Annotated in this window: 18 protein-coding genes; 8 read left to right on the top strand and 10 right to left on the bottom strand. The window is 63.6% G+C overall.

What is annotated here, in order from left to right:
• The first annotated feature begins 105 nt into the window (after positions 1-105).
• Positions 106-723, top strand: a complete 618-nt coding sequence (locus EYZ64_RS10605) for a TetR/AcrR family transcriptional regulator (protein ID WP_135453400.1) — start codon at positions 106-108, stop codon at positions 721-723.
• Here EYZ64_RS10605 and EYZ64_RS10600 read toward each other — a convergent pair.
• Positions 668-1,678: an alpha/beta fold hydrolase gene (locus EYZ64_RS10600; RefSeq protein ID WP_135453399.1), complete on the bottom strand. Its 1,011-nt coding sequence runs from the start codon at positions 1,676-1,678 to the stop codon at positions 668-670. The genes EYZ64_RS10605 and EYZ64_RS10600 overlap by 56 nt on opposite strands.
• 3 nt (positions 1,679-1,681) lie before the next feature.
• Complete coding sequence (locus tag EYZ64_RS10595; protein ID WP_135453398.1) at positions 1,682-3,442, bottom strand: N-acyl-D-amino-acid deacylase family protein; 1,761 nt, start codon at positions 3,440-3,442, stop codon at positions 1,682-1,684.
• A 100-nt stretch (positions 3,443-3,542) separates the two neighbouring features.
• On the opposite strand from EYZ64_RS10595, the gene EYZ64_RS10590 reads away from it, so the two are divergent.
• Positions 3,543-4,880, top strand: coding sequence for an aromatic ring-hydroxylating oxygenase subunit alpha (locus tag EYZ64_RS10590; protein WP_135453397.1), 1,338 nt, complete (start codon positions 3,543-3,545; stop codon positions 4,878-4,880).
• Positions 4,877-5,530 carry a TetR/AcrR family transcriptional regulator gene (locus EYZ64_RS10585; protein WP_135453396.1) on the top strand — a complete coding sequence of 218 codons (654 nt, stop codon included), beginning with the start codon at positions 4,877-4,879 and terminating at the stop codon, positions 5,528-5,530. The genes EYZ64_RS10590 and EYZ64_RS10585 overlap by 4 nt, the downstream gene beginning before the upstream one ends.
• Here the strand turns inward: EYZ64_RS10585 and EYZ64_RS10580 are convergent.
• The 4 genes from EYZ64_RS10580 to EYZ64_RS10565 all read right to left on the bottom strand — a co-directional run bounded on the left by EYZ64_RS10580 (position 5,502) and on the right by EYZ64_RS10565 (position 11,687).
• A complete protein-coding gene (locus EYZ64_RS10580) occupies positions 5,502-6,911 on the bottom strand; it encodes a glycoside hydrolase family 183 protein (RefSeq protein WP_135453395.1) in 1,410 nt (469 codons plus the stop codon). The genes EYZ64_RS10585 and EYZ64_RS10580 overlap by 29 nt on opposite strands.
• A gap of 552 nt (positions 6,912-7,463) precedes the next feature.
• Positions 7,464-7,736 (bottom strand): hypothetical protein, encoded by a 273-nt coding sequence (locus EYZ64_RS10575; protein WP_135453394.1) that lies wholly within the window; start codon positions 7,734-7,736, stop codon positions 7,464-7,466.
• A gap of 114 nt (positions 7,737-7,850) precedes the next feature.
• A complete protein-coding gene (locus EYZ64_RS10570) occupies positions 7,851-10,721 on the bottom strand; it encodes an MMPL/RND family transporter (RefSeq protein WP_135453393.1) in 2,871 nt (956 codons plus the stop codon).
• A 195-nt stretch (positions 10,722-10,916) separates the two neighbouring features.
• The gene (locus EYZ64_RS10565) at positions 10,917-11,687 is read right to left on the bottom strand and encodes a YwaF family protein (protein ID WP_502702950.1); all 771 of its coding nucleotides are present in this window, start codon (positions 11,685-11,687) and stop codon (positions 10,917-10,919) included.
• 97 nt (positions 11,688-11,784) lie between these two features.
• Between EYZ64_RS10565 and EYZ64_RS10560 the strand changes: the two genes are divergently transcribed.
• Complete coding sequence (locus EYZ64_RS10560; protein WP_135453392.1) at positions 11,785-13,020, top strand: sensor histidine kinase; 1,236 nt, start codon at positions 11,785-11,787, stop codon at positions 13,018-13,020.
• A gap of 10 nt (positions 13,021-13,030) precedes the next feature.
• Here the strand turns inward: EYZ64_RS10560 and EYZ64_RS10555 are convergent, their stop codons facing one another.
• Positions 13,031-13,981 (bottom strand): cutinase family protein, encoded by a 951-nt coding sequence (locus EYZ64_RS10555; protein WP_135453391.1) that lies wholly within the window; start codon positions 13,979-13,981, stop codon positions 13,031-13,033.
• A 216-nt stretch (positions 13,982-14,197) separates the two neighbouring features.
• On the opposite strand from EYZ64_RS10555, the gene EYZ64_RS10550 reads away from it, so the two are divergent.
• Positions 14,198-14,545 (top strand): hypothetical protein, encoded by a 348-nt coding sequence (locus EYZ64_RS10550; RefSeq protein WP_135453390.1) that lies wholly within the window; start codon positions 14,198-14,200, stop codon positions 14,543-14,545.
• Between the two features lie 275 nt (positions 14,546-14,820).
• Positions 14,821-15,717: a hypothetical protein gene (locus EYZ64_RS10545; RefSeq protein ID WP_135453389.1), complete on the top strand. Its 897-nt coding sequence runs from the start codon at positions 14,821-14,823 to the stop codon at positions 15,715-15,717.
• Here the strand turns inward: EYZ64_RS10545 and EYZ64_RS10540 are convergent.
• From EYZ64_RS10540 to EYZ64_RS10530, 3 genes are all read right to left on the bottom strand, one after another.
• Entirely contained in the window at positions 15,707-15,952 is a 246-nt protein-coding gene (locus EYZ64_RS10540) for a hypothetical protein (protein ID WP_135453388.1), read from the bottom strand. The two genes, EYZ64_RS10545 and EYZ64_RS10540, sit on opposite strands and share 11 nt — an antisense overlap.
• An 828-nt stretch (positions 15,953-16,780) precedes the next feature.
• On the bottom strand, positions 16,781-17,089 hold the full coding sequence (locus EYZ64_RS10535) for a recombinase family protein (RefSeq protein ID WP_135453387.1): 309 nt from the start codon (positions 17,087-17,089) through the stop codon (positions 16,781-16,783).
• A 393-nt stretch (positions 17,090-17,482) separates the two neighbouring features.
• Positions 17,483-18,052, bottom strand: a complete 570-nt coding sequence (locus tag EYZ64_RS10530; RefSeq protein WP_135453386.1) for a hypothetical protein — start codon at positions 18,050-18,052, stop codon at positions 17,483-17,485.
• 143 nt (positions 18,053-18,195) lie between these two features.
• On the opposite strand from EYZ64_RS10530, the gene EYZ64_RS10525 reads away from it, so the two are divergent.
• Together EYZ64_RS10525 and EYZ64_RS32380 are read left to right on the top strand one after the other, a co-directional pair.
• Positions 18,196-19,086, top strand: a complete 891-nt coding sequence (locus EYZ64_RS10525) for a hypothetical protein (protein ID WP_135453385.1) — start codon at positions 18,196-18,198, stop codon at positions 19,084-19,086.
• An 89-nt stretch (positions 19,087-19,175) separates the two neighbouring features.
• A complete protein-coding gene (locus EYZ64_RS32380) occupies positions 19,176-20,042 on the top strand; it encodes a tyrosine-type recombinase/integrase (RefSeq protein WP_286174741.1) in 867 nt (288 codons plus the stop codon).
• Positions 20,043-20,186 lie beyond the last annotated feature (144 nt).

Raw genomic sequence — 20,186 nt, 5'->3', positions numbered from 1 at the left:
TCATACAAACAACGCCAGGTTTGTATGATTACTACACGCGGATGCGGCCCGTCAACGATGGGTGGCGATATCCTGCAGGGGTGTTGCCTGCGAGGAATCCAGACTGTGGCGCGTAGGCGTGGGTGGGACGGGCAACCGCCCGGCAGCGACGAAGAGGCCTCGGAACGGATCGTGGCCGCCGCGGTGCGGTTGATCGCCGAGACCGGCACCAGCATCAGCATCGCCGATGTCGCGGCATCGCTCGGCGTCATCCGCCAGACCGTGTACCGCTACTTCCCCACGGCAGAGGCCCTGATGCACGCGGCGGCCATCGCCACGGTCGACGGATTTCTCGACCGGCTCGCCGAGAGCGTGCGCGGCATCACCGATCCCGCCGAGGCGATGACCGAAGGCGTCATGTTCACCTTGGCGGAGGTCACCCGGATACCGCACCTGCGCATCATGCTGTCGGGGCCCCAGGCCGCAGCCAGTTCGGTCAATGTCGCATCCGACGAAGGCCAGGCGTTCGGTATGCGGATGATCACGCGCTTCGACGTCGACTGGGAGAAATACGGGTACGACGAATCATCGCTGCGCGACCTGGTCGAATTCACCCTGCGCACGATGCTGTCGTTCTTCGTCGCACCGAACGACCCCGCCCGCAGCCCCGAGGAGCTGCGGCGCTTCGTCAGACGCTGGCTGGGCGGGTCGATTCTGGCGCAGCCTGCCGATGGTTCGCGATGACGTCGCCGAACACCGCCGGGATCAACCGGTTGAAGATGTCGGCGCGCTCCCATTGCAGGAAGTGACCGGCACCCGGAACCACCAACGGCCCAATGCGATTGAGAAACGCGCGCTCGGTGCAGGGAACGAAGTCCTCGCCGACCACATGATCGTCGGGACCGTAGAGCACCAACGTGGGCACCTCGACCGCATCCATCAACGGGATCTCGGACATGGCGCGGCCGTAGGCGAGTTGGTAGGACGCCCAGCCGGCCCGTAGCCGTGCCTCGTGGGCGAACGGCTCGGTCATGAAATCCACGTCGGACTGGGTGAACGCGTACGCCGAGCCCCACAACCGATTGGTGTACATCGCCGCCACCCACTGCCTGCGGGCTTCGGGCGTCGTCAGCATCGCAGCGAGCTCGTCGGGGAAAGCACCCTGCATCCACCGGTAGTCGCCGGTCGGGTCGGCCGCGCCGCCGACCGATGCCGGATGCTGGGTGCCGATTCCCGAGTAGTCGACGGCCATGGGCGGCACAGTGTTGAAAACACAGAAACCCGTGACGAATCCGGGAAATCGGTGAATCAGGTCGGTGCCCACGACAGCCCCGACATCACTCGCGGCGATCAGGCAGGAGTCGTGCCCCAGCTCGTCATGCACCAACGCATACAGATCGCGGGAGTACGTGACGATGTCGTGCTGGTCGTCGGGCGGGATCGCGCTGTCCCCCACGCCGCGCAGGTCCGGGACGATGACCTCGAAGCCGGCCGCAGCCAGGGCCGCGATGTTGCGCCACCAGATCCGCTTGGTCTCGGGATACCCGTGCACCAGCAGCAGGGGCACACCGCCGATACCCTCGCGGACGAATGCCAGCGAAACCCCTTCGGCGACAACGGCAGTATGGATGGCGAACGCGTCAGCGGCCGGTGCCGGAGGCTGCGCCGGCCGCTGACGCGGGTCGTAGCGGAAAGACACCTATCAGCGGGTCCCGCGCACCAGACGCCCCGGGCGGGCACCTGTATCGACACCGTGACGGCGGGTCACCGCGCCGCTCACGATTGTCGCGTCGTAACCACTTGCGCCCTGTACCAACCGTTTTCCGCCGGCGGGCAGGTCATACGCCATCCTCGGCGCATGCAAGGTCAGCGCGTCCAGGTCGATGACGTTGATGTCGGCCTTCTTGCCCACGCCGATCACGCCGCGGTCCGACATGCCGTAGAGCTGCGCGGTGTCGTGCGACTGCTTACGGATCACGTACTCCAGTGGCAACTTCTCGCCGCGATGACGGTCGCGGGCCCAGTGCGTCAGCAGGAACGTCGGGTACGAGGCATCGCAGATCATGCTGCAGTGCGCGCCGCCGTCGGACAGGCCCAGCACACCCGCAGGATGGGTGAGCATCTCGCGGATCGCATCGTGGTTACCGTCGGAATAGTTGAACATCGGGTACATCAGCATGGCGCCGGCGTCGGCCTCGAGCATCAGGTCGTACATCGCCGTCAGCGGGTCGACGCCGCGCTGTTTGGCGATGGCCGCGACGGTATGCTCGTCGGTCGGTTCGTAGTCCGGCGGTTCCCCGATGTGGTACAGCCGATTTGCCACATTCTGCGCCAGCATGAACATGCCGTCGAACAGCTTGTTCGGGTCGATCGGCAGGTCTTCCTCAGCCAGGATCGCGGCGCGCACCTTCGGGTCCGCGAGCCGCTCCGCGAGCTCCTCGCGGGTGCATTCGGCCTGCAGGCGCCGGTAGGTCGGGCGATGGGTGAAGGCGTGGTGGCCGGGGAAGCCCAGCAGCATGCCGAACGGTCGCGCCGCCACCTGCGGGAACAACCGGCTGCCGGCCTGGTGCGCCGCCGCCGACAGGTCGAGCTGGTCGCGCCACAGGTTGGGGTCGGCGTCGACCTGGATCAGGGCGAAGCTGAGCGCGCAGTCGATCTCTTCACCGAGACGGCGCATCCATTCGAGTTCCTTCTTGGGTGCGACGATGTCTTCACCGGCAGCCCCCTGCGGAGCCAGCTCGAACACCGCCGCGCCACCGGCCGCCGTGGCCCGGCCCAGGGCGAACAACTCGTCCTCGGCGGCGAAGGTGCCGGGCACCGGCTCGCCGTCCATCGCGGTGTGCGCGATGGTACGCGACGATGAAAAACCAAGTGCCCCAGCTTCGATGGCCTCCTGCACCAGCTTCGCCATGGCCTTGATGTCATCGGGGTTCGCCGGCTCGTTGCGGGCGCCGCGCTCGCCCATCGCGTAGGCCCGGATCGCACCGTGGGCGATCTGGGTGCCCATGTCGACGGCCAGTTCGCGCTGTCCGATCACGTCCAGGTATTCGCCGAAGGTTTCCCAGCCCCAGGTGATGCCCTCGGTCAGGGCCGTACCCGGGATGTCCTCGACGCCCTCCATCAGGGAGATCAGCCACTCCTCCTGGCCGGGACGCACCGGCGCGAAGCCGACGCCGCAGTTGCCCGCCACCACGGTGGTGACGCCGTGATTGCTGGACGGCTCGAGCACGGCGTCCCAGGAGACCTGCCCGTCGTAGTGGGTGTGAATGTCGACGAATCCGGGGGCGACGATCTTGCCTGTGGCGTCGATGGTTTCGGCTGCGTCGCCGCCCAGAGCCGGGTCGCCGGCGCCGCGCCGATGCACCTCGACGATCTTGCCGTCCTTGATCGCGACATCGGCGGTGAACCGGTCCGCACCGGTCCCGTCGACGACAGTGCCGCCGGTAATTTTGAGATCGAACACGTTTCTGCTCCCTTGAGGCGTTCAGGCCGCTACGGTGGCAATGTAACACCGTTACATTGCCACCGTCCCGAGTTTGTCCTTCTCAATGGGAGGCACCTCCATGACCCTGAGTTCCACGCACACCGACGACCCGAGACGCGTGGACGCGATCGGCGACCCGCCGGCACGTCCCACGCTGGTGCCGGCCGATCGCTACATCTCACCGGCGTTCGCTCAACTCGAAGTGGAACGCATGTGGCCGCGGGTGTGGCAGCAGGCATGCACGGTCGACCATGTCGCCGAACCCGGCGACTACTTCGAATACCGTTGCGGCCCCTACTCGGTTCTCATCATCCGGGGAGATGACGGCGAGTTGCGCGCCTTCCAGAATGCCTGTCGTCACCGCGGCAACGCCCTGTGCACCGGTGCCGGTTCCTCGCTGCGGGAATTGAAATGCGGCTATCACGGCTGGACCTGGGATCTGGCCGGCGCGCTGAAACGGATCCCGAACCGCAAAGGGTTCGGGACGGTGCACATGTCCGAGTTCCCACTGGCTCCGGTGCAGGTGGACACCTGGGAACGACTGGTCTTCGTCAACCTCGACCCCGACGCGATGTCCCTCGCCGACTATCTGGAGGCGGTCCCCGGCGATATCGCCTGGTGCGGCCTCGGCGACTTCCGTTGCTACGCAACGATGACCATCGACGTCGATGCCAACTGGAAGACCATCGCCGACGGTTACAGCGAGACTTATCACGTCCAGACCCTGCATCCCGAACTGCACCGGTGCATGGACGATGTGTACGCACCGCAGAAGATCTGGGGTCACACCGGTAAATCCGAATCCCTCTACGGAGTTCCGAGCCCGCGACTCGCGGGATCGCTGAGCGACGAGGAGGTGTGGGACGCCTACGTGTACACCCAGGGAGCCCTGATGGGTCTCGCCGAAGGTACGCCGTTCCCCCGTGACCGGCAGGCCCCTGGCCAGACGGTGGCCGACGTGATCGCCACGCAGATCAAGGAATTCGCGGCCGGACGCGGTGTCGACATCGGCTGGGCCAGCACCGACCAGGTGATGTGCCTGCACCAGTACAACGTCTTCCCCAACCTGACCCTGCTGGCCAGCGCCGACCATCTCACGGTGATGACGTCGTTGCCCGGACCTGACCCCGACCGGGGGCAGCTCGTGATGACGCTGATGGCCCGCATGCCGGCGCAGGCACCCCGGGTCCGGCCGACGGACGTCCGCATGGGCGCCGACGAAGCTCACCCCGGCGTGGTGATGAGCCAGGACATCGCCGTACTGACCGGCCTCCAGCGCGGTCTGCACCAACCGGGGTTCACCCATCTGGTGCTGTCGGCGGAGGAGCGGAGAATCATCAACATGCACCGCAATCTCGAGCGCTACCTGGACCTGCCCGAGCCCGAACGCATCTCCGAGGCGGAAGCCGGCCGATGAGCCCGAAGGCAAAGCCGATCGACGCCGAGGTCATCCTCGACGCGGCCGCAAGTCTCATCGAATCCGATGGGGTGGAGGCGTTCTCGATGCGCGGGCTCGCCGAGCGGATCGGCGTCGCCGTGACCTCGATCTACTGGCATGTCGGGGGCCGTGACGCGCTCTTCGACAGCCTGGTCGACCGCCTGGTCGCTGAGATGGCCGGACTGCCCATGGAGGGCGAGGATCCGGTGAATCGGATCGCCGCGCTTGCCCGCAACCAGCGCAGCCTGCTGATCCGCCGCCAGCATCTGCTGGCGATCGCCCACGAGCGAGACCGGACACCGACGTTGTTCCTGCCGGTCCAGCAGAAACTCGCCGCCGAGCTGGCCGAGGCCGGCGTCACCGGAACCCACGCCGCACTGGTATTACGGGCCGTGCAGGTGCACGTGACCGCCTCTGCGGTGATGCTGTTCTCGGCGGTGCGGGGCCCTGCACACGAGGAGGAGGACCCGTCCCTCTGGACCGCCGACTGGCCCGATCAGGCGCTCGTCGCGGCCCTGCAGTCCCCCACCGACTACGACGCGGTGTTCGAATACGGCCTCGACGCGATGTTGGCTCCGCTGGGGCACATCAATGGTCGGGTCACGGCAGCACGGTCTTCATCAGCATGACGTTGTAGGCCGACCACAACGACAGGTTGTAATACAGTTCCTTGCCCGTCGACCACGGATGCAGGTACGGCGCGTAGATACCGCCCGGGATCTGTGATGAGGGCGCGATCAACTGCTCAGGTCCCCACGGCCCCTGCGGGGCCGGCGCGGTACGCATCACCACATCGTTCATCCCGTTGCCGTACATGACGAGGTACTGCTTGAGATACGTGTTGTACTGCGCGGACATCTCGCTCACCGGACCCGGGATCACCGGTGTTGCCGCCGCCGGATTGCCCGGCACCCAGGCATTGTTGTCGGCGTTGAAGTACTCGTACTTCGTGAGGTCCGGGATGAAGGCCGGCGACACCCGCGCGATATAGGCCGAACCGCCGCGCCCGTTCGGCGTGCCGAACGTGTAGATGTAGGGATCACCAGGGCCAGGCTTGAGGAACGCGCCCATCTGGAAGTTCTCGTTACCTCCGCCGGGCGGACGGATGGTCCCCGGGTAGACACCCCAGTTCTCACCGTTGTCCGGCGACATCGCGATCGCCGAGAAGTTGGTCGACCACGCTCCCGGGCTGTCCCAGTTCCGGATCGACATGAAGTTCAGATACTGGTTGCGCCCGACGGCAATCCCCGCTGTCGGGATGATCCCGGTCTCCTCCGGCGCCCGGCCGATGCTGTTGATGATCTGCTTGGAGATGCCCTGCCGCCACACCGGCGAACCCGAGTATTTGTTGGCGACCACCCCGTCGGGCACAGCGACGGTCTGAGCCAGCGAACCGTCCTGGCTGCGGAACAGCGCGTTGTAGCGCCACTGCTTGCCGGGAATGCCGCAGTATCCGTTGGTATCGCCGAAGGCCATCAGTACCTGGCGGTTCACCGGATCGCCGTTGTCCCACATGATTCCGAGGTCGGTACCCGTGATGGCGAAGCGCTTGATCGTCTGGTTGGGGCTGTCGGGACCCGTCACCCACCCGACGATCGACGTTCCGGGAGGCGCGCCCGGCGCCGGTTGTGCTGCGGGAGCCGGGGCAGGCTGGGCCGCCGCCGGGACCGGAGCCGGCTGAGCCGCATTCGGAACAGGCTGGGCACCGCCGGGATTGGGTGCCGGGACGACCGCCGCCTTCTGCCTGACCTGCCCGGTGTTCGGCATCAGCGCCTTGAGGAGGGCCAACGGCAACTGCCCGAGCTTGGGCAACGGAGCCCGATCGTTGGCCCCGGCCGGCATGTGCCCGATCGGACGGTTGAGCGGGGCGAGCCTGGAGGGCTTGGGGATCTGGAAGGCCTGGTTCGGGAGGGGTTGCGCGGCCGCAGCAGCGCCTTCACAGGGTTCAGCCGATGCCGAGGGCGCTACGCCGACGGCGACGACGAGTCCGATTGCGGCCGCCGCTGCCATCGTCGAAGCACCTCGAGGACGTCGCGACATGTCACACCTTCCCAATGCAGGGACGTCGACATGACGTCACAGTTGGCTGATGTGACGTTAGTGATCAATGTTGCCGATGTGACCGGTGATGCACTGATAGGTACCGTCCCGTGACCGTGTCGCAACAGACCCGGCGTGTCGCCTTGCCACGCGTCGCCACGGTGACCCGGCATGGCCGGCTGCATTCGACTCGTCGTGATTCTCGCCGCCTCGTCGCGCCGATCCGCCGTGAAAGCCGTTGGCACCTGCGTGGTTCACACGGAACTCTCAGCTGTTCATCGCCGTTCGCCACGCCTGGCCTTGCGATCGTGGCTACGGTGGGCATTGGTGGATCTATCGAAACGAGCGAGAGGGATCACCATGGCTGGAACATTCGATCCGAAAAAGGGCGGCAAATTCGAGCCGACGACCAAGGCCAAGCCGCCGCCACCCCCGCGGCCTGGGGGCAACAAGAAGTAACTAAGCGAAACTGCCCATGTGCGAGAGTTTTCGGCTCGCACATGGGCAGTTTCGTTTTGCGGATCAGCTACAGACCTGCACCAGCCGGAACGGCCCCGTGGCGCATACGGACGGCGGGCCATAACCGCCGTAACCCCAACCGGCTCCGTACGCGGGAGGCGGCGGAGGCGGGCCCCACGGGCCGGGGCCGTAACCCCACCCCGGGTGCTCAGCCCAGCCGACTCCCGATCCGGCCACCGGTGCGGGGGCAGCATTGGCGACACCTGAGCCGATACCGAGGACAGCCAGGCCCAGCGCGCCGGCCGCTGCGGCGCTGATGGCGATGGACTTCAACATCTTCCAAACCCCTCTGACTTGCGGAACCCAGACTGTGGATCGCCCCGTCGGTCCAGAGTCAGCGGAAGCGGTCGTTTCCGACTTCCATCAATTACGTTAGGCCCGCTTATTAAGTCAGGGCTGTGCAGACGCTTTGTATGTGTTGTCGTGCCGCAACTCAGCCAGGCGCCGCTTGGACGCCGCCGACTGAATGACCTGCGGCCACCAGAACCACCGGCCCAGCATCGCAGCGATCGCCGGGGTCATGAACGACCGCACGATGAGGGTGTCGAACAGCAGGCCGAGTGCGATGGTGGTGCCGACCTGTGCCATGACCTTGAGATCGCTGAATGCGAACGACGCCATGGTGAAGGCGAATACGAGACCCGCGGAGGTCACCACCGAACCGGTTCCCGCCATCGCCCGGATGATGCCGGTCTTCAGGCCACCGGGGAGTTCCTCCTTGAACCGCGACACCAGCAGCAGGTTGTAGTCGGAACCGACCGCCAGCAACAGGATGACCGACATCGCCAGCACCATCCAGTGCAGTTCCAGCCCGAGCAGGTGCTGCCAGACCAGCACGGACAATCCGAATGAAGCGCCGAGGGACAGCAGCACCGTACCGACGATCACCGCCGCCGCGACCACACTGCGCGTGATGAGCAGCATGATGATGAAAATCAGTGATACCGCGGCGATTCCGGCGATCAGCAGGTCATAGAACGATCCGTCCTTCATGTCCTTGTAGGTGGCCGCGGTGCCGGCCAGGTAGATCTTGGAACCTTCCAGCGGCGTGCCCTTGAGCGCTTCCTTGGCCGCCAGCTTGATCGGGTCCACATGGCTGACGCCCTCCGGCGTCGCAGGATCACCCTCGTGACTGATGATGAACCGCACCGACTTTCCGTCGGGCGAGATGAAGTTCTTCATGCCACGCTTGAAGTCCTTGTTGTCGAAGGCTTCCGGCGGAAGATAGAACGTGTCGTCATTGCGGGCCTCGTCGAAGGCCTTGCCCATCGCGGTCGAGTTCTCCTGCAGGGCGGCCATCTGATCCTGTTGGCCGGCCTGCGTCGACCGCTGTGTCAGCATCATCGTCTTCATGGACTTCATGGTCTCGATCTGCGGGGGCATCAATGCGACCAACTGCGGCATCAACGTGTCCAGCCGCTCCATGTCGGGCAGCAGTTTCTGAATGTCATCGGTCATGGTGTCGACGCCGTCAAGGGTGTCGAACATCGACCGGATCGACCAGCACAGCGGGATGTTGGAGCAGTGCGGCTCCCAGTAGAGGTAGTTGCGCAGGGGACGCAACCAATCGTCGAAATCCGCGATGTTGTCCCGCAATTCGGCGACATCGATGGTCATCGTCTTCATCTTCGTCACCATCGAGTGCGTGGTGTCGGCCATCTGCTGGGTCAGGCGCGACATCTCCTCCATCGTGTCGATGGTCTTCTGCATCTCATCGGCCTGAACCAGCATGTCGTCCATGCGGTCCTGCTGGTACTTCCGGTTCATCGTGTTGGTCGTGCCCTGCCGGCTGAGCAGGAACGGGATGCTCGTGTGCTCGATCGGGCGGCCGTTGGGCCGGGTGATCGCCTGCACCCGGGAGACGCCGGGCACCCGGACGATGCCCTTGGCGATCTTGTCGATGACCAGGAAGTCTGCGGGGTTTCGCAAATCGTGGTCGGTCTCGATCATCAGCAGTTCGGGGTTCATCCGGGCAGCGCTGAAATGCCTTTCGGCGGCGGCGTATCCGACATTGGCCGGCAGATCGGAGGGCAGGTATTTGCGGGCGTCGTAATTGGTCTTGTAGCCCGGCAGCGTGAGCAGACCGATGAGTGCCAGGCCCAGCGTCGCGGCCAGGATCGGGCCGGGCCACCGCACCACGGCGACGCCGACGCGACGCCAGCCCCGCGACCGGATGCTGCGCTTGGGCTCGAATCGCCCGAACCGGCTGCCGATCACAATGATCGCCGGGCCCATCGTCAGTGCGGCGACCACTGCGACGAACGTGCCGACCGCACACGGAACACCCATGGTCTGGAAGTACGGCAGGCGGGTGAAACTCAGACACAACATGGCGCCGGCAATGGTCATGCCGGACCCCAGGACGACGTGAGAGGTACCGCGGAACATCGTGTAGTACGCGGTTTCCCGGTCCTCACCGGCACCGCGCGCCTCTTGGTAGCGGCCGATGGCGAAGATCGCATAGTCGGTTCCCGCCGCGATCACCATCAGAGTCAGGAGGTTCACCGCGAAGGTCGACAGCCCGATCACCCCGGTGTGGGCCAGGAACGCCACGATGCCGCGGGCAGCGCCGAGTTCCATGAACACCATCAGCAGAACCAGGATCATGGTGGCGACAGACCTGAAGACGAGCACAAGCATCACGGCGATCACCACGAGCGTGATGGTGGTGACCTTGGCGATGCTCTTGTCACCGGCATGGTGCTGGTCGTTGATCAGCGGCGCGCCGCCGGTCACGTACACCTTGATGCCCGGCGGAGGCGACGACTGGTTGACGATCTCGCGCACCGCGGCCACCGACTCGTTGGCCAGCGTCTCGCCCTGGTTGCCGCGTAGATAGACCTGGACATAGGCCGACTTGCCGTCGTTGCTCTGCGCACCCGACGCCGTCAGGGGGTCGCCCCAGAAATCTGCCACATGCTGCACACGGGCGGTGTCGGCCTCGAGCTGGTCGACGACGCCGTCGTAGTAACGGTGGGCGTCGTCGCCCAGGGGCTGCTCACCCTCGAGCACCACCATGGCGTTGCTGTCGGAATCGAACTCCTGGAAGTCGCTGCCGATCTTTCGCATGGCGATCATCGCCGGCGCGTCTTTGGCGCTGAGCCCGACGGTGTTCTCCTCGCCGACCTTCTCAAGCGGTGGGATGAGAGTGTTCGTCAGGATGGTCAGCGCGACCCAGCCGAGCACGATGGGCACCGCCAGCACGCGGATGACCCGGGCGATGCCCGAACCGTTCTGCGCGCCGTTGCTGTGGCTGCTCATCGCGTGTGCTCCCGGGTGCGAAATCCCGCGCGTGTACGTGATGCTCTGGTCTGCACAACCCGCCCCTTCGATCAGGCCACTGTCGCCCGGGTGGGACAGGTCGCAAGCGATACACATTCGCAAACGCGCGTAATATACCTAGCCCGTCAAAGTGTTGGTGTCAATAATTACTTTGCGCGTCAACTGACAGCAATTTCACAGCTGGGGCGCGGCCGTCGTCGCGCGTTGCCGCGCCCGCTCCCACGGCCAGGTCATCAGCGCCCACACGACGAGGACTATCGCGACCTCGGCCAGTAGATACACCGGCCACGGGCCCAATACGTCCAGCAGCGACGCGGTGGGAGGCTTCCGGTTGAGATAGCCGTAGTTGGCTCCCGTGACCGCGTTGAACACGAGAGTGAATGCCGCCCACGCCAAGGTCGCGATGACCGCGAATCGGTAGTCCCGCCAGCGCGGACGCGTCCCTCTCCCCCACGTGAGATAGATGGCTGCCAACACGACGAGCACGTGAAGCGTGAAGAACGTGACGAAGAGGTGGTGGGGAAAGTCGGGGGCGCCCTCCTTCGGCGTACCGATATCCGGGGTGATCAACGCCTGCGAGCTCAGGACGAGGCCCCAGTAATAGGTGAGGACGAAGGCCCAATGCCGTTGCGACCACAAGGCATACGCCGCCGCGAGTTCCGCGAGGTCACACAACTGCAGCGGCATCGAGGTGTCGACGGTGGGCTCGACCAGCTTGTAGGCCAGCGCCACGACGAATGCGGCGATGAGAAGGACCGCCAGGAGGCGGCTCAGAATGCGAGCCCGCGATTCGGTCTGCCGACGGCCGATCGCCACCAGAAGCACGGCGCCCGTTGCGAACACCGCCAGCACGACCCAGTGCGACGGGCCGTACGCCGAAAACTCGCGCTGTGCAGACAACACTTCGATCAACTCCCCCGTTTCGTCGCAGGGACCGTTATCCATGATCGCAGGCGAGGTGGGAAAGTTCATTAACCCGCCTCAGGACACGATCGAATCGCCCTATACTCCTGCCGAACCCTGCGGTTGGCGGGAGTAGAGAATGGTCAGGCGCGCGGCGGCAACGACTTTGTGGCAGTACTCCCAGGGCGCAGCTTTTCGCGGGCTGCTGCTGCAATTCGCTCTGCGGGTTCTTTTGGTGGCGTTCATCTTCTTCGCGTTGTTCCTGCAACCGCCCGAAACCTACCGCTGGCCCTACGGACTGCTCTGGATCGGCTACATAGCAACGATCGCCTGTTGGAGTTTCTGGGCGATGCGGCCGTCCAATCATGCCGGGATCGAGGCCCGACGTTCGGTTGCGCTGCTCATGTTGTGCGCGGATGTCGCTGTGGTGTCGGCACTTTCGGTGGAATCAGGCCTCAGCTCGCCGAGTACCTGGACCTCCGATGTGCTCCACTACGGACTGTTTCTGATCCCCCTGATCGCGGCGGCTCAGCTTGATCCCTTCGTGAGTGCGGTGATCGCCGTGCCCACGGTCGCCGCATACGTCGTCGTGCTCTGGGTAAACCAGGCCGCCAACGGAAACGAACCATGGGGTTCGATCCTCACGACAACAGGAGTGTTGTTCGGGTTGGCCGCGGGGTCGGTCGCGCTGTCGTGGATCCAGCAATCGAAAGAGCGAACGATCGCCCGGTTGGCCCAAGAACGTAGCCAACTGCTCGAAGAGATCGTCACCCTCGAAAAGCGCGAAAGACAAACCCTGTCCGAAAGACTGCACGATGGAGCGCTGCAATACGTCCTGGCATCACGCCGGGAGATGGAAGAGGTGCGAGAGGGATCCGCGGAATCGATGGACCGCGTTGATCTGGCGCTCGGCGAGTGCTCCCGGCTGCTTCGCGACGTGGTCCGTGAACTGCACCCCGAGGTACTGGCACGAGCCGGGCTCAGGGCCGCGATCACCTCACTGGCCGACGGCATCGCGGCGCGCACCAACCTTGCCGTCCATATGGACTTCGAGGGCTGGCCCGATGATTTGCGAACCGACGCTGATCACCTGCTCTACAGTGCCGCGCGCGAGTTTTCGACGAATGCGATCAAGCATGCCAAGGCCGACAACCTGTGGTTCACCCTGCAGTGGTCCGCCGGGCGAGCCACCTTGTCCGTCGCCGACGACGGCGTCGGCATTCAATCGGAGCGCCTCGCGCTGAGCGTCGAAACCGGTCACATCGGCTTTGCGTCGATTCGCGCCAAGGTGTTGGCCCTCGGCGGCGTACTGGACGTTCACGACACCCGCGGCACCGAGATCGCGATCTCCCTACCGTCGCAGACTGCGAGCTGAAACAGCCCGCTCAGACCCAACCGATTCCGGTGGACGGGGAGGCGGGCGCTGGTGTCGACGGACCAGACCCCGGCGGTTGCAGGCCGCCGTACCCTGGCGTCTCCGGGCTGTACCCCGGTTGCGGGCCGTGCACGGAGGTATTGGGGTCATATCCCGGCGCCGACCCGTAGCCCGGGTACTGGTTGGAGCCCGGCGTCTCCGGTCCGTACCCGTAATCGGGCAGTGCCGGCCCGTACCCGGGCACCGTCTGGCCCGAGCCGGCCAGCAGCTTGGATGCGGCGAAAGCCGCCGCCTGGGTGGTGTACACGGGGACGTAGCCCTCGGTGTGTCCACTCCATTCGTTGCCCTGGCCCTCGTGACAGATCGGATCCATGGGGTTACACAGGTCGATCGCCTTGGACCCGAACAGTGCGCTCTGGGTTGATATCGATTGCTTGGTGCGGGTGCCCACGTCGCCGAAGGTGGTGATCGCCGCGACGTTGTCCGCGTATTGAGGCGGGAGCGAATCGCCCCAGGTGATGCCACCCAGCGGGTTGCCGGCCACGATGTTGATCACGCTCGCACCCTGCGAATAGCCACCTAGGACGATCTTGGTGTCGGGGCACGAGGACAGCGTGGACTTGATGTGGGAAATCGCGTCCTTGGCGCCGTCACCGCCGTGCAGCTGCAGCTTGCTGGCCTTGTAGTTCACCCCATAGGAGGTGATGTTCATGCCGGCGGCCTGCTTACGCAGCGAATCGACGAAGGCATCGCCGACCCGGCCCATACCGGCCGGCTCATCGGTGCCGCGCGCGAAGACCACCTCGGCGTCAGCACAGTCGGCGGCAGCCGCTATCGGCGGCGCGGAGAGTCCTACGAGTGGGATACCAGAGGTGAGAAGTGCAGCAGCGCCAAGCCCGACCCAGCGACCACCTGACCGCGCACTGCCCGCCTCAGGGCTGTGTATGCGGCGAGAGAACATTCCTCAACCTAACCCGTATCCAGGGATGATCAAGCTCAACGCCTGGAAGGCCTGCCCGGCGACGGCGTTGCGAGACGTTGGCGGCGACGGAAACAGCACTCTGACCTGCATCTTCTCAGTGGCGGTAACCCGTCATGAGTTCACGGCGACTTCCGCCCGAATCTGAGGTGGTCCGCTACTCCATACACAGGTAGCCGCTCGACCGAAGATATGACCATGAACAGCACCGAGATCCTGAAACGAGGAATCGTCGGGTTGACGACGGCTGTGGTGGTGCCCGGTTTGTGCCTGGCAGGTTTAGCGCTCGCGGGTACCGCGCAGGCCCGGCCCACCTGGTGCCCGGGGGATCCCCGCCCGGCCGTGGCGCCGTGGCCCGACTTCGACTGGTCGTCCTGCTACGAGTACAGCGGACAAGGCGGCCAGTACGGTTGGATCGACTTGGGCACCGGCGTCTTTCACCCCATGCCCCTTGACATTCCGCCTACCCCACCGCCTCCGAATCCGACGGAATGTATCGGCTTGTTTCCGCTTCCCGGGGCAGACCCGTCACACTGCGTGATCTAGGGAGCACCGGTAAAGGCCCAGGTCAGATTTACTCTGACCTGGGCCTTCTGTCGTGGAGCTGCCGGGAATTGAACCCGGCGCAGAAATCTCCGTGACCTGCGAAGACACCCTTGAATCAGAACGCGAATGTACGCGGAACGACGCGGCGCAACCTGCGGATATGCCGAAAGGTGTTGATGGCATCAACATTCGCTACGAGTGCACGGTCCGTCGGCTAGTCGCAATTGCGACCACTTGACCCCCCATGTCCAAGGTGCCGTGTCAGAATTTCGGTCATGGCGAACTCAGGCGCGGATGTGATCGACGGCGGTGGTCCTGAGGAGGTGCGACAGCGCACCTGCTTCTTCGTGTCACCTCTGGGCGACGACGGCAGTCCTGAGCGCAAGCGCAGCGACGATGTACGCAAGTACATCCTGATCGAGGCTTTGGAGCCGCTGCAGTACAAGGTGACCCGCGCCGATCTGACCAGCAAGGCCGGAGACATCACCGAGCAGATTGTCTCCGAACTGTTGAATGCTGATCTCGTCGTCGCCGATCTCTCCGATCACAACCCGAACGTCTTCTACGAGATTGCCCTGCGGCACGCCTTCGGGAAGCCTTTCATCCACATGATCGCGCAGGGTCAACGCATTCCCTTTGACATCGCTCAACAACGCACCGTGTTCTACGACATCACCGTTCTTGACAGTGTTTACGCCGCAAGACGATTTGTGCGAGAAGCAGCGCAAGAGATTCTGAATGGCGGCGACGGATACAAGGTCGTGAGCCCAGTTACGCGATCAGTCAACCTCGATCAGCTACGAACCTCAGGCGACCCCGAACAGCTCGCATTAGCTGACCTCAAGACTGACATGGAGGAGCTTCGAGCCGAATTACGGAAGAGCCGTCTGACCGATGGAAGCGTTCCGGGTCTTAATTTCGACCCGAAGTTTCTAGCTATGCGCGAAGTGATCGAGAACGTGACTCACAACGCCGGCCTCACCCCTTACCAGCTTGACACGCTGCGTGAGGTGGCGAATACGGCGGCGTGGCAGAACTGGGTTAAAGAACTAGACGCCATGAGCGATCGGGTGGCCTCCTCGAATCGCTCCAGGGTTCATACTTGGAGCATTGCATCTAATGGCGCTGTAACGGACTCGTCCGAACCGAACGGTCACCCTACTAACCGCTGACTTCGGTCAGCGAATGCCCCGTTAGCGCCCGCAACTCGACGGCATGCGGGTCGGAGAAGCCCTTGCTGTCGACCTCGCAGAACCCGCGCAGCTCATGGTCTCCACCATGCCGATGCGCCACATCAGCCACTTGATGCCGGTAGCCCTCGTCCTGGATCGGCGGAAGCGGTGACCGGATGCCGAGGTCGATGGTCTCGCTCGGGTTGTAACTGTTGGTCTGCGGTGTGCCGATCAACAGGGTGCTGGCCGTCGAAGTCTGCGTCGTAGGCGGTGAAGGTCCAGCCCTGCTTGTAGGTGACCTTGGCCAGGATCGCGTTGATGCCCGGTGTGCTCAGCATCGGGGGCTCACCAGACTGGTGGTCTCGGTCGTAGGCCTTGTGGCATCTGCGGCACCGAAGCGAACAGTGCTGTGGGTCAGTGCTGAACGAGCGTCCGAGGTGGTCGGCATGCTCGTGAAAGTCGGTGTGGTCGTAGGACCAGTCCTGCGCCTGGCCGGCGCAGTCGGCGCACTGGTTGTGCACAGGCCTGCCCACGCTCTCGGATCACCCGGATGTGTGCGCTTGTTATAGGTGATGTCATCGCCCATCCAGCGGTGATGGCGTTCACCGGGTGCAGCTCCCGGAGTGGGAGCGCAATGGTGGGGATAGCCGTGGCCGTCCTGCGTGCGGTACTGCGCCAGCCATGCCCTCTGCTGCGAGGCCTTGAGTGCTCTCTTGCATTCAGACTTGGGGCAGGCCATGGGCATGTCCTTGCGCGTGCGTGCGCAGAAGACCTCTGCGCAGACGGTGTACTCGGGGAAGGACACCATGCTGCGGGCGCGTAGCCCCTGCAGCCGTGGTGGCGGCTCTTTCACTGGTGTGCAGAACTGGGGCTTGCCGCCAGGGCGCACGGTGAACTCAAAGGGACTCCGGCATCCCGCACGGATGAGGGTCATGTGTTCTTCTCCCGGATATGCGAACAGCTCCAAGGCCGGGAGACCTTGAGGCTGTTCTGGACCCCGGTGATCAGGCCAAGGGCGGTCTATCTATCGCAGGCGCCTCTTACCCCGAAGGCCCCGGCGCGATCACAATGACTTGGTGCGACAGCAGGCCGGGCTGAGCAGACTCGGCGTCCCCCGCTGCAGTTGCTTACTATCGGCGAGGTTCCGGTACAGCGTCGCCCTGCTGACCCCGAAGCATTTGGCGATGTCCTTGCTGGTCCGGCCGTCGGCTTTCATGCGCCTAGCGGTGTTGATGTTGTCGGCGTCGGTGACCTTGCGGGGACGGCCGAACTTGGTGCCGTTGCTGCGAGAGGCAGCTCGCTTCAACGCGGTCCGCTCCTTGATCAGCTCCCATTCGTACTCGGCGAGCGGACCCAGGACGCCGATCACCATCCGCCGCTGCAGCTGGTTGTTCTACGACTTTGGCCGTCGGCTGTTGACCTCGGCCCAGAACCGCGCTCAGTCCGTCTGCGCCTGGTTGATAGAAAAAGAAAACAGGTCAGGGATTAGATCCCTGACCTGCATCTTCCGGTGGAGCTGCCGGGAATTGAACCCGTTTCAGCGCCCGTGGACAGGGGCGCAAACCGGCTCTGACGTGTTGGTTTGGGTTCACTGAGATTCACCGGGATTGCGCCGATTTACCTGTAACTGTGCCCAAAATGTGCCCACGGATGGGCCCGACCCCGCGAGCGTCGAACCTAGTAGTTCCAGCTCCCACCGCACCAGATCAATCGCCGCCACCACGGCGGGGGTCGTCGGGGTCGGAGCCTCTCGACCCTAGGAACGTCAGCCCCGCCAGTTCTCTCCGCGTTCCTTCATCTGCTTGAGGATGGTTCCCGGCAGACCCTCTCTGTTACCGGTAGGTACACCATCCCAGTCCGGTTCAGGGCGATGCACTCGGAACGGCGCGCGATAGGCCGCTCGGCGCAGATCGCTCAGCCCGTCGTGAATCAATTTAACCGCGAGATGGTTTTCTTCCTTTCGTTCTTCGCTCCGTTCGCCGTCGGGCCGATGGAACAAAACGATTGGGAAGAAGCTGCGTTTGTCGAGAACGTCTGCGGCTTCACGCACATCGGGGTCGGGATGACCGTTGATCAGGATCGACATGCGAGGATGCACGTAGTTGCGCCAACGTTCCTCGGCCCTGTCCGCCGTCCGCTGATCTTTCGCGCTCAGCTCGAAACCGCCGCCTTTGGTCACCGTGGCGGCAAAGCAACCCGGCAGCTTAGAATCTCCCCCTATCCACCACTGTTCGAAGTCACTAATGATTGAAATGGTTTCCTGGTGGAGCGAACGAACGAGTTCGCGGTATTCCGCGTCGAGTGTCGCTGCAAGTTCTGGATCAACATCAGTCACGCCGCGAAGTGTAAGGGTTGCATCCGACAAAAGGTGATCGAATGCGCCTGCCAGTTGGACCGCAACGCATCGGTTCGGTTCCTATCGTCCAATCCGTCTGGAACCTCCGCGCTTCAACGGCTGCCTCCTGACATACTCAGCCGGTGAATTGGGGAGACCTGTCGCACATGCCGCCAACGGCAGAGGTATGGGGAACTGTTTCGGATTGGGTCAGCGCGATCGTGACAGGCGGCGCGTTCATGATCGCAGCCCTCGTGTACATGCGGGATTCAAATCTGTCGAGACGCGCTCAAGCCAAACTTATCCTTCCGCGATTAGTTGGCAATGCGGTTGGCGACGAAGTGCGAGTCCTGGTCGAAAATTATTCGACCAACAGTGTCTTCCATCTTCAAATCGAGCTACGGCGAATAGACCTCTGGAAAGCCGTGCTGTCCGATTCGTCAGAAACTTTCATGATTTCCCCCGATCCATCAAAGAAAGCGGTACGGGAAATTGTGGACAAGACCGCCAACGAGTACGAGAAGGCTCCGTACCGGAAAGCATTTGAACCCGCCGACGCAGAGAGACTCGTAGCTGGCAGCTCTTTCGATTTTCACATTGACCGCACGACTCCCTATCAGGGAATTTTTCTGACGTTCATTGACTCAAAGGGGCGGTCATGGGAGGTGGGAGATATCGCGACTCATCGGCCGGAACTGCGGAAACGTAAGAATGCTTCCAATAGGAGACACTGGCTGAGCGCTATGTTCTACCGTCTCCGGCATCCATTACGAGCGGTTAAAGAATTCCGCGCCAGGCTCAAAGGAAGCTGGCGATCGCTCGGTATACAAATACGAATCATGCTCACTGAAATGATCATTGACGCAGTCAAGGAAAAGTTCAAGGACGAAGAGTTCAAGAAAAAAATTTCCGATGCTGTAGCTGGAAGCGTGGTGAGGGCAATCGTCGCAAAGCGCCAGAATTCGCAAGATACCAAGCAAGGCGATAGCCCCGACAATTCCACAAAGCGGGGCGAAAACCAGGAATCGGATTGATTCACCGACGTTTTCGAGTCCGTTTCCGTACGGATTTCGCTTGCTTGCGGTAGCCCTTCGTGAGCGTCCGACCCTCGCGGTGTGCTGCTTTGGGGTTGAACCGCTTCGCCGTCAACGTTGCGCCAGCACTCGGCCAGATCACCGTGGGCGAGTTGGGCAAAGCGTGGCTCACCCGCCAGGCGCACCACAAAGCCAGTTGGTCGGCACGGCTGGAATCAGTCTGGCGGGTTCACGTCGAACCGAAATGGGGTACGCGGCGTATCGCTGACATCCGGCCCACCGAGATTCAGAAGTGGATTGCTGAGCTGCCATTGTCCGGGTCGTCGGTGGCGCACGCTCATACCGTTTTGGCGGGCATTCTCGATGATGCGGTGGCCGACAGGCGACTTGCGATCAATCCGGCTCGTGGCGTGAAAATGCCCCGCAAGACGGTGACCAAGCCACGCAACTACCTGACCGCTGCACAAGTGTATTCGTTGGCCGAACAGTCAAAACACCCCGACATTGTGTTACTGCTCGCGACGACCGGCTTGCGGTGGGGCGAAATGGCCGCGCTGCGAGTTCGCGATGTCGACCTCGGTCGCGGACGTATTCGTGTCGAACGGTCGGCGTCCAAAGTGAACGCCACAACGATCATCGGCACCACCAAAACGCACGCGGCGCGCAATGTCGCGGTATCAACGTCGGTGCTCAAGCTGTTGACTCCGGCGATGGTCGGCAAGTTCCCCGATGAATTGCTCTGGTGTCGCGCCGATGGCCAGCCGTTGCGGCCCCCGACGACGACGCATTGGTTCGGCGCGGCCGTGAAGCGCTGCCAGGCAGCCGACGCGCTGTTCCCCCGCGTCACGGTCCACGAGCTGCGCCACACCGCTGACTCGTTGATGGATCGCCAGCGGTGCCAACGTGAAGACGGTCCAGAGCCAACTAGGGCACAAGACGGCCACGATGACGCTTGATCAGTACGGCCATCTGTTCCCCGACGATCTGGACGCGGTAGCCGACAAGATCGACGACCTCGTAGCGGGGTGTGCCCAGAATGTGCCCACAAAGCAAACAGGCCAGAGCGAAAATACACTCTGACCTGCTCGGTTACTGCTTAT

It is taken from the genome of Mycobacterium sp. DL99 (assembly GCF_004762045.1).
GTDB lineage: Bacteria > Actinomycetota > Actinomycetes > Mycobacteriales > Mycobacteriaceae > Mycobacterium.
Note: the sequence above shows the minus strand (reverse complement) of the source record. Positions and strands in the feature narration are given on the sequence as shown.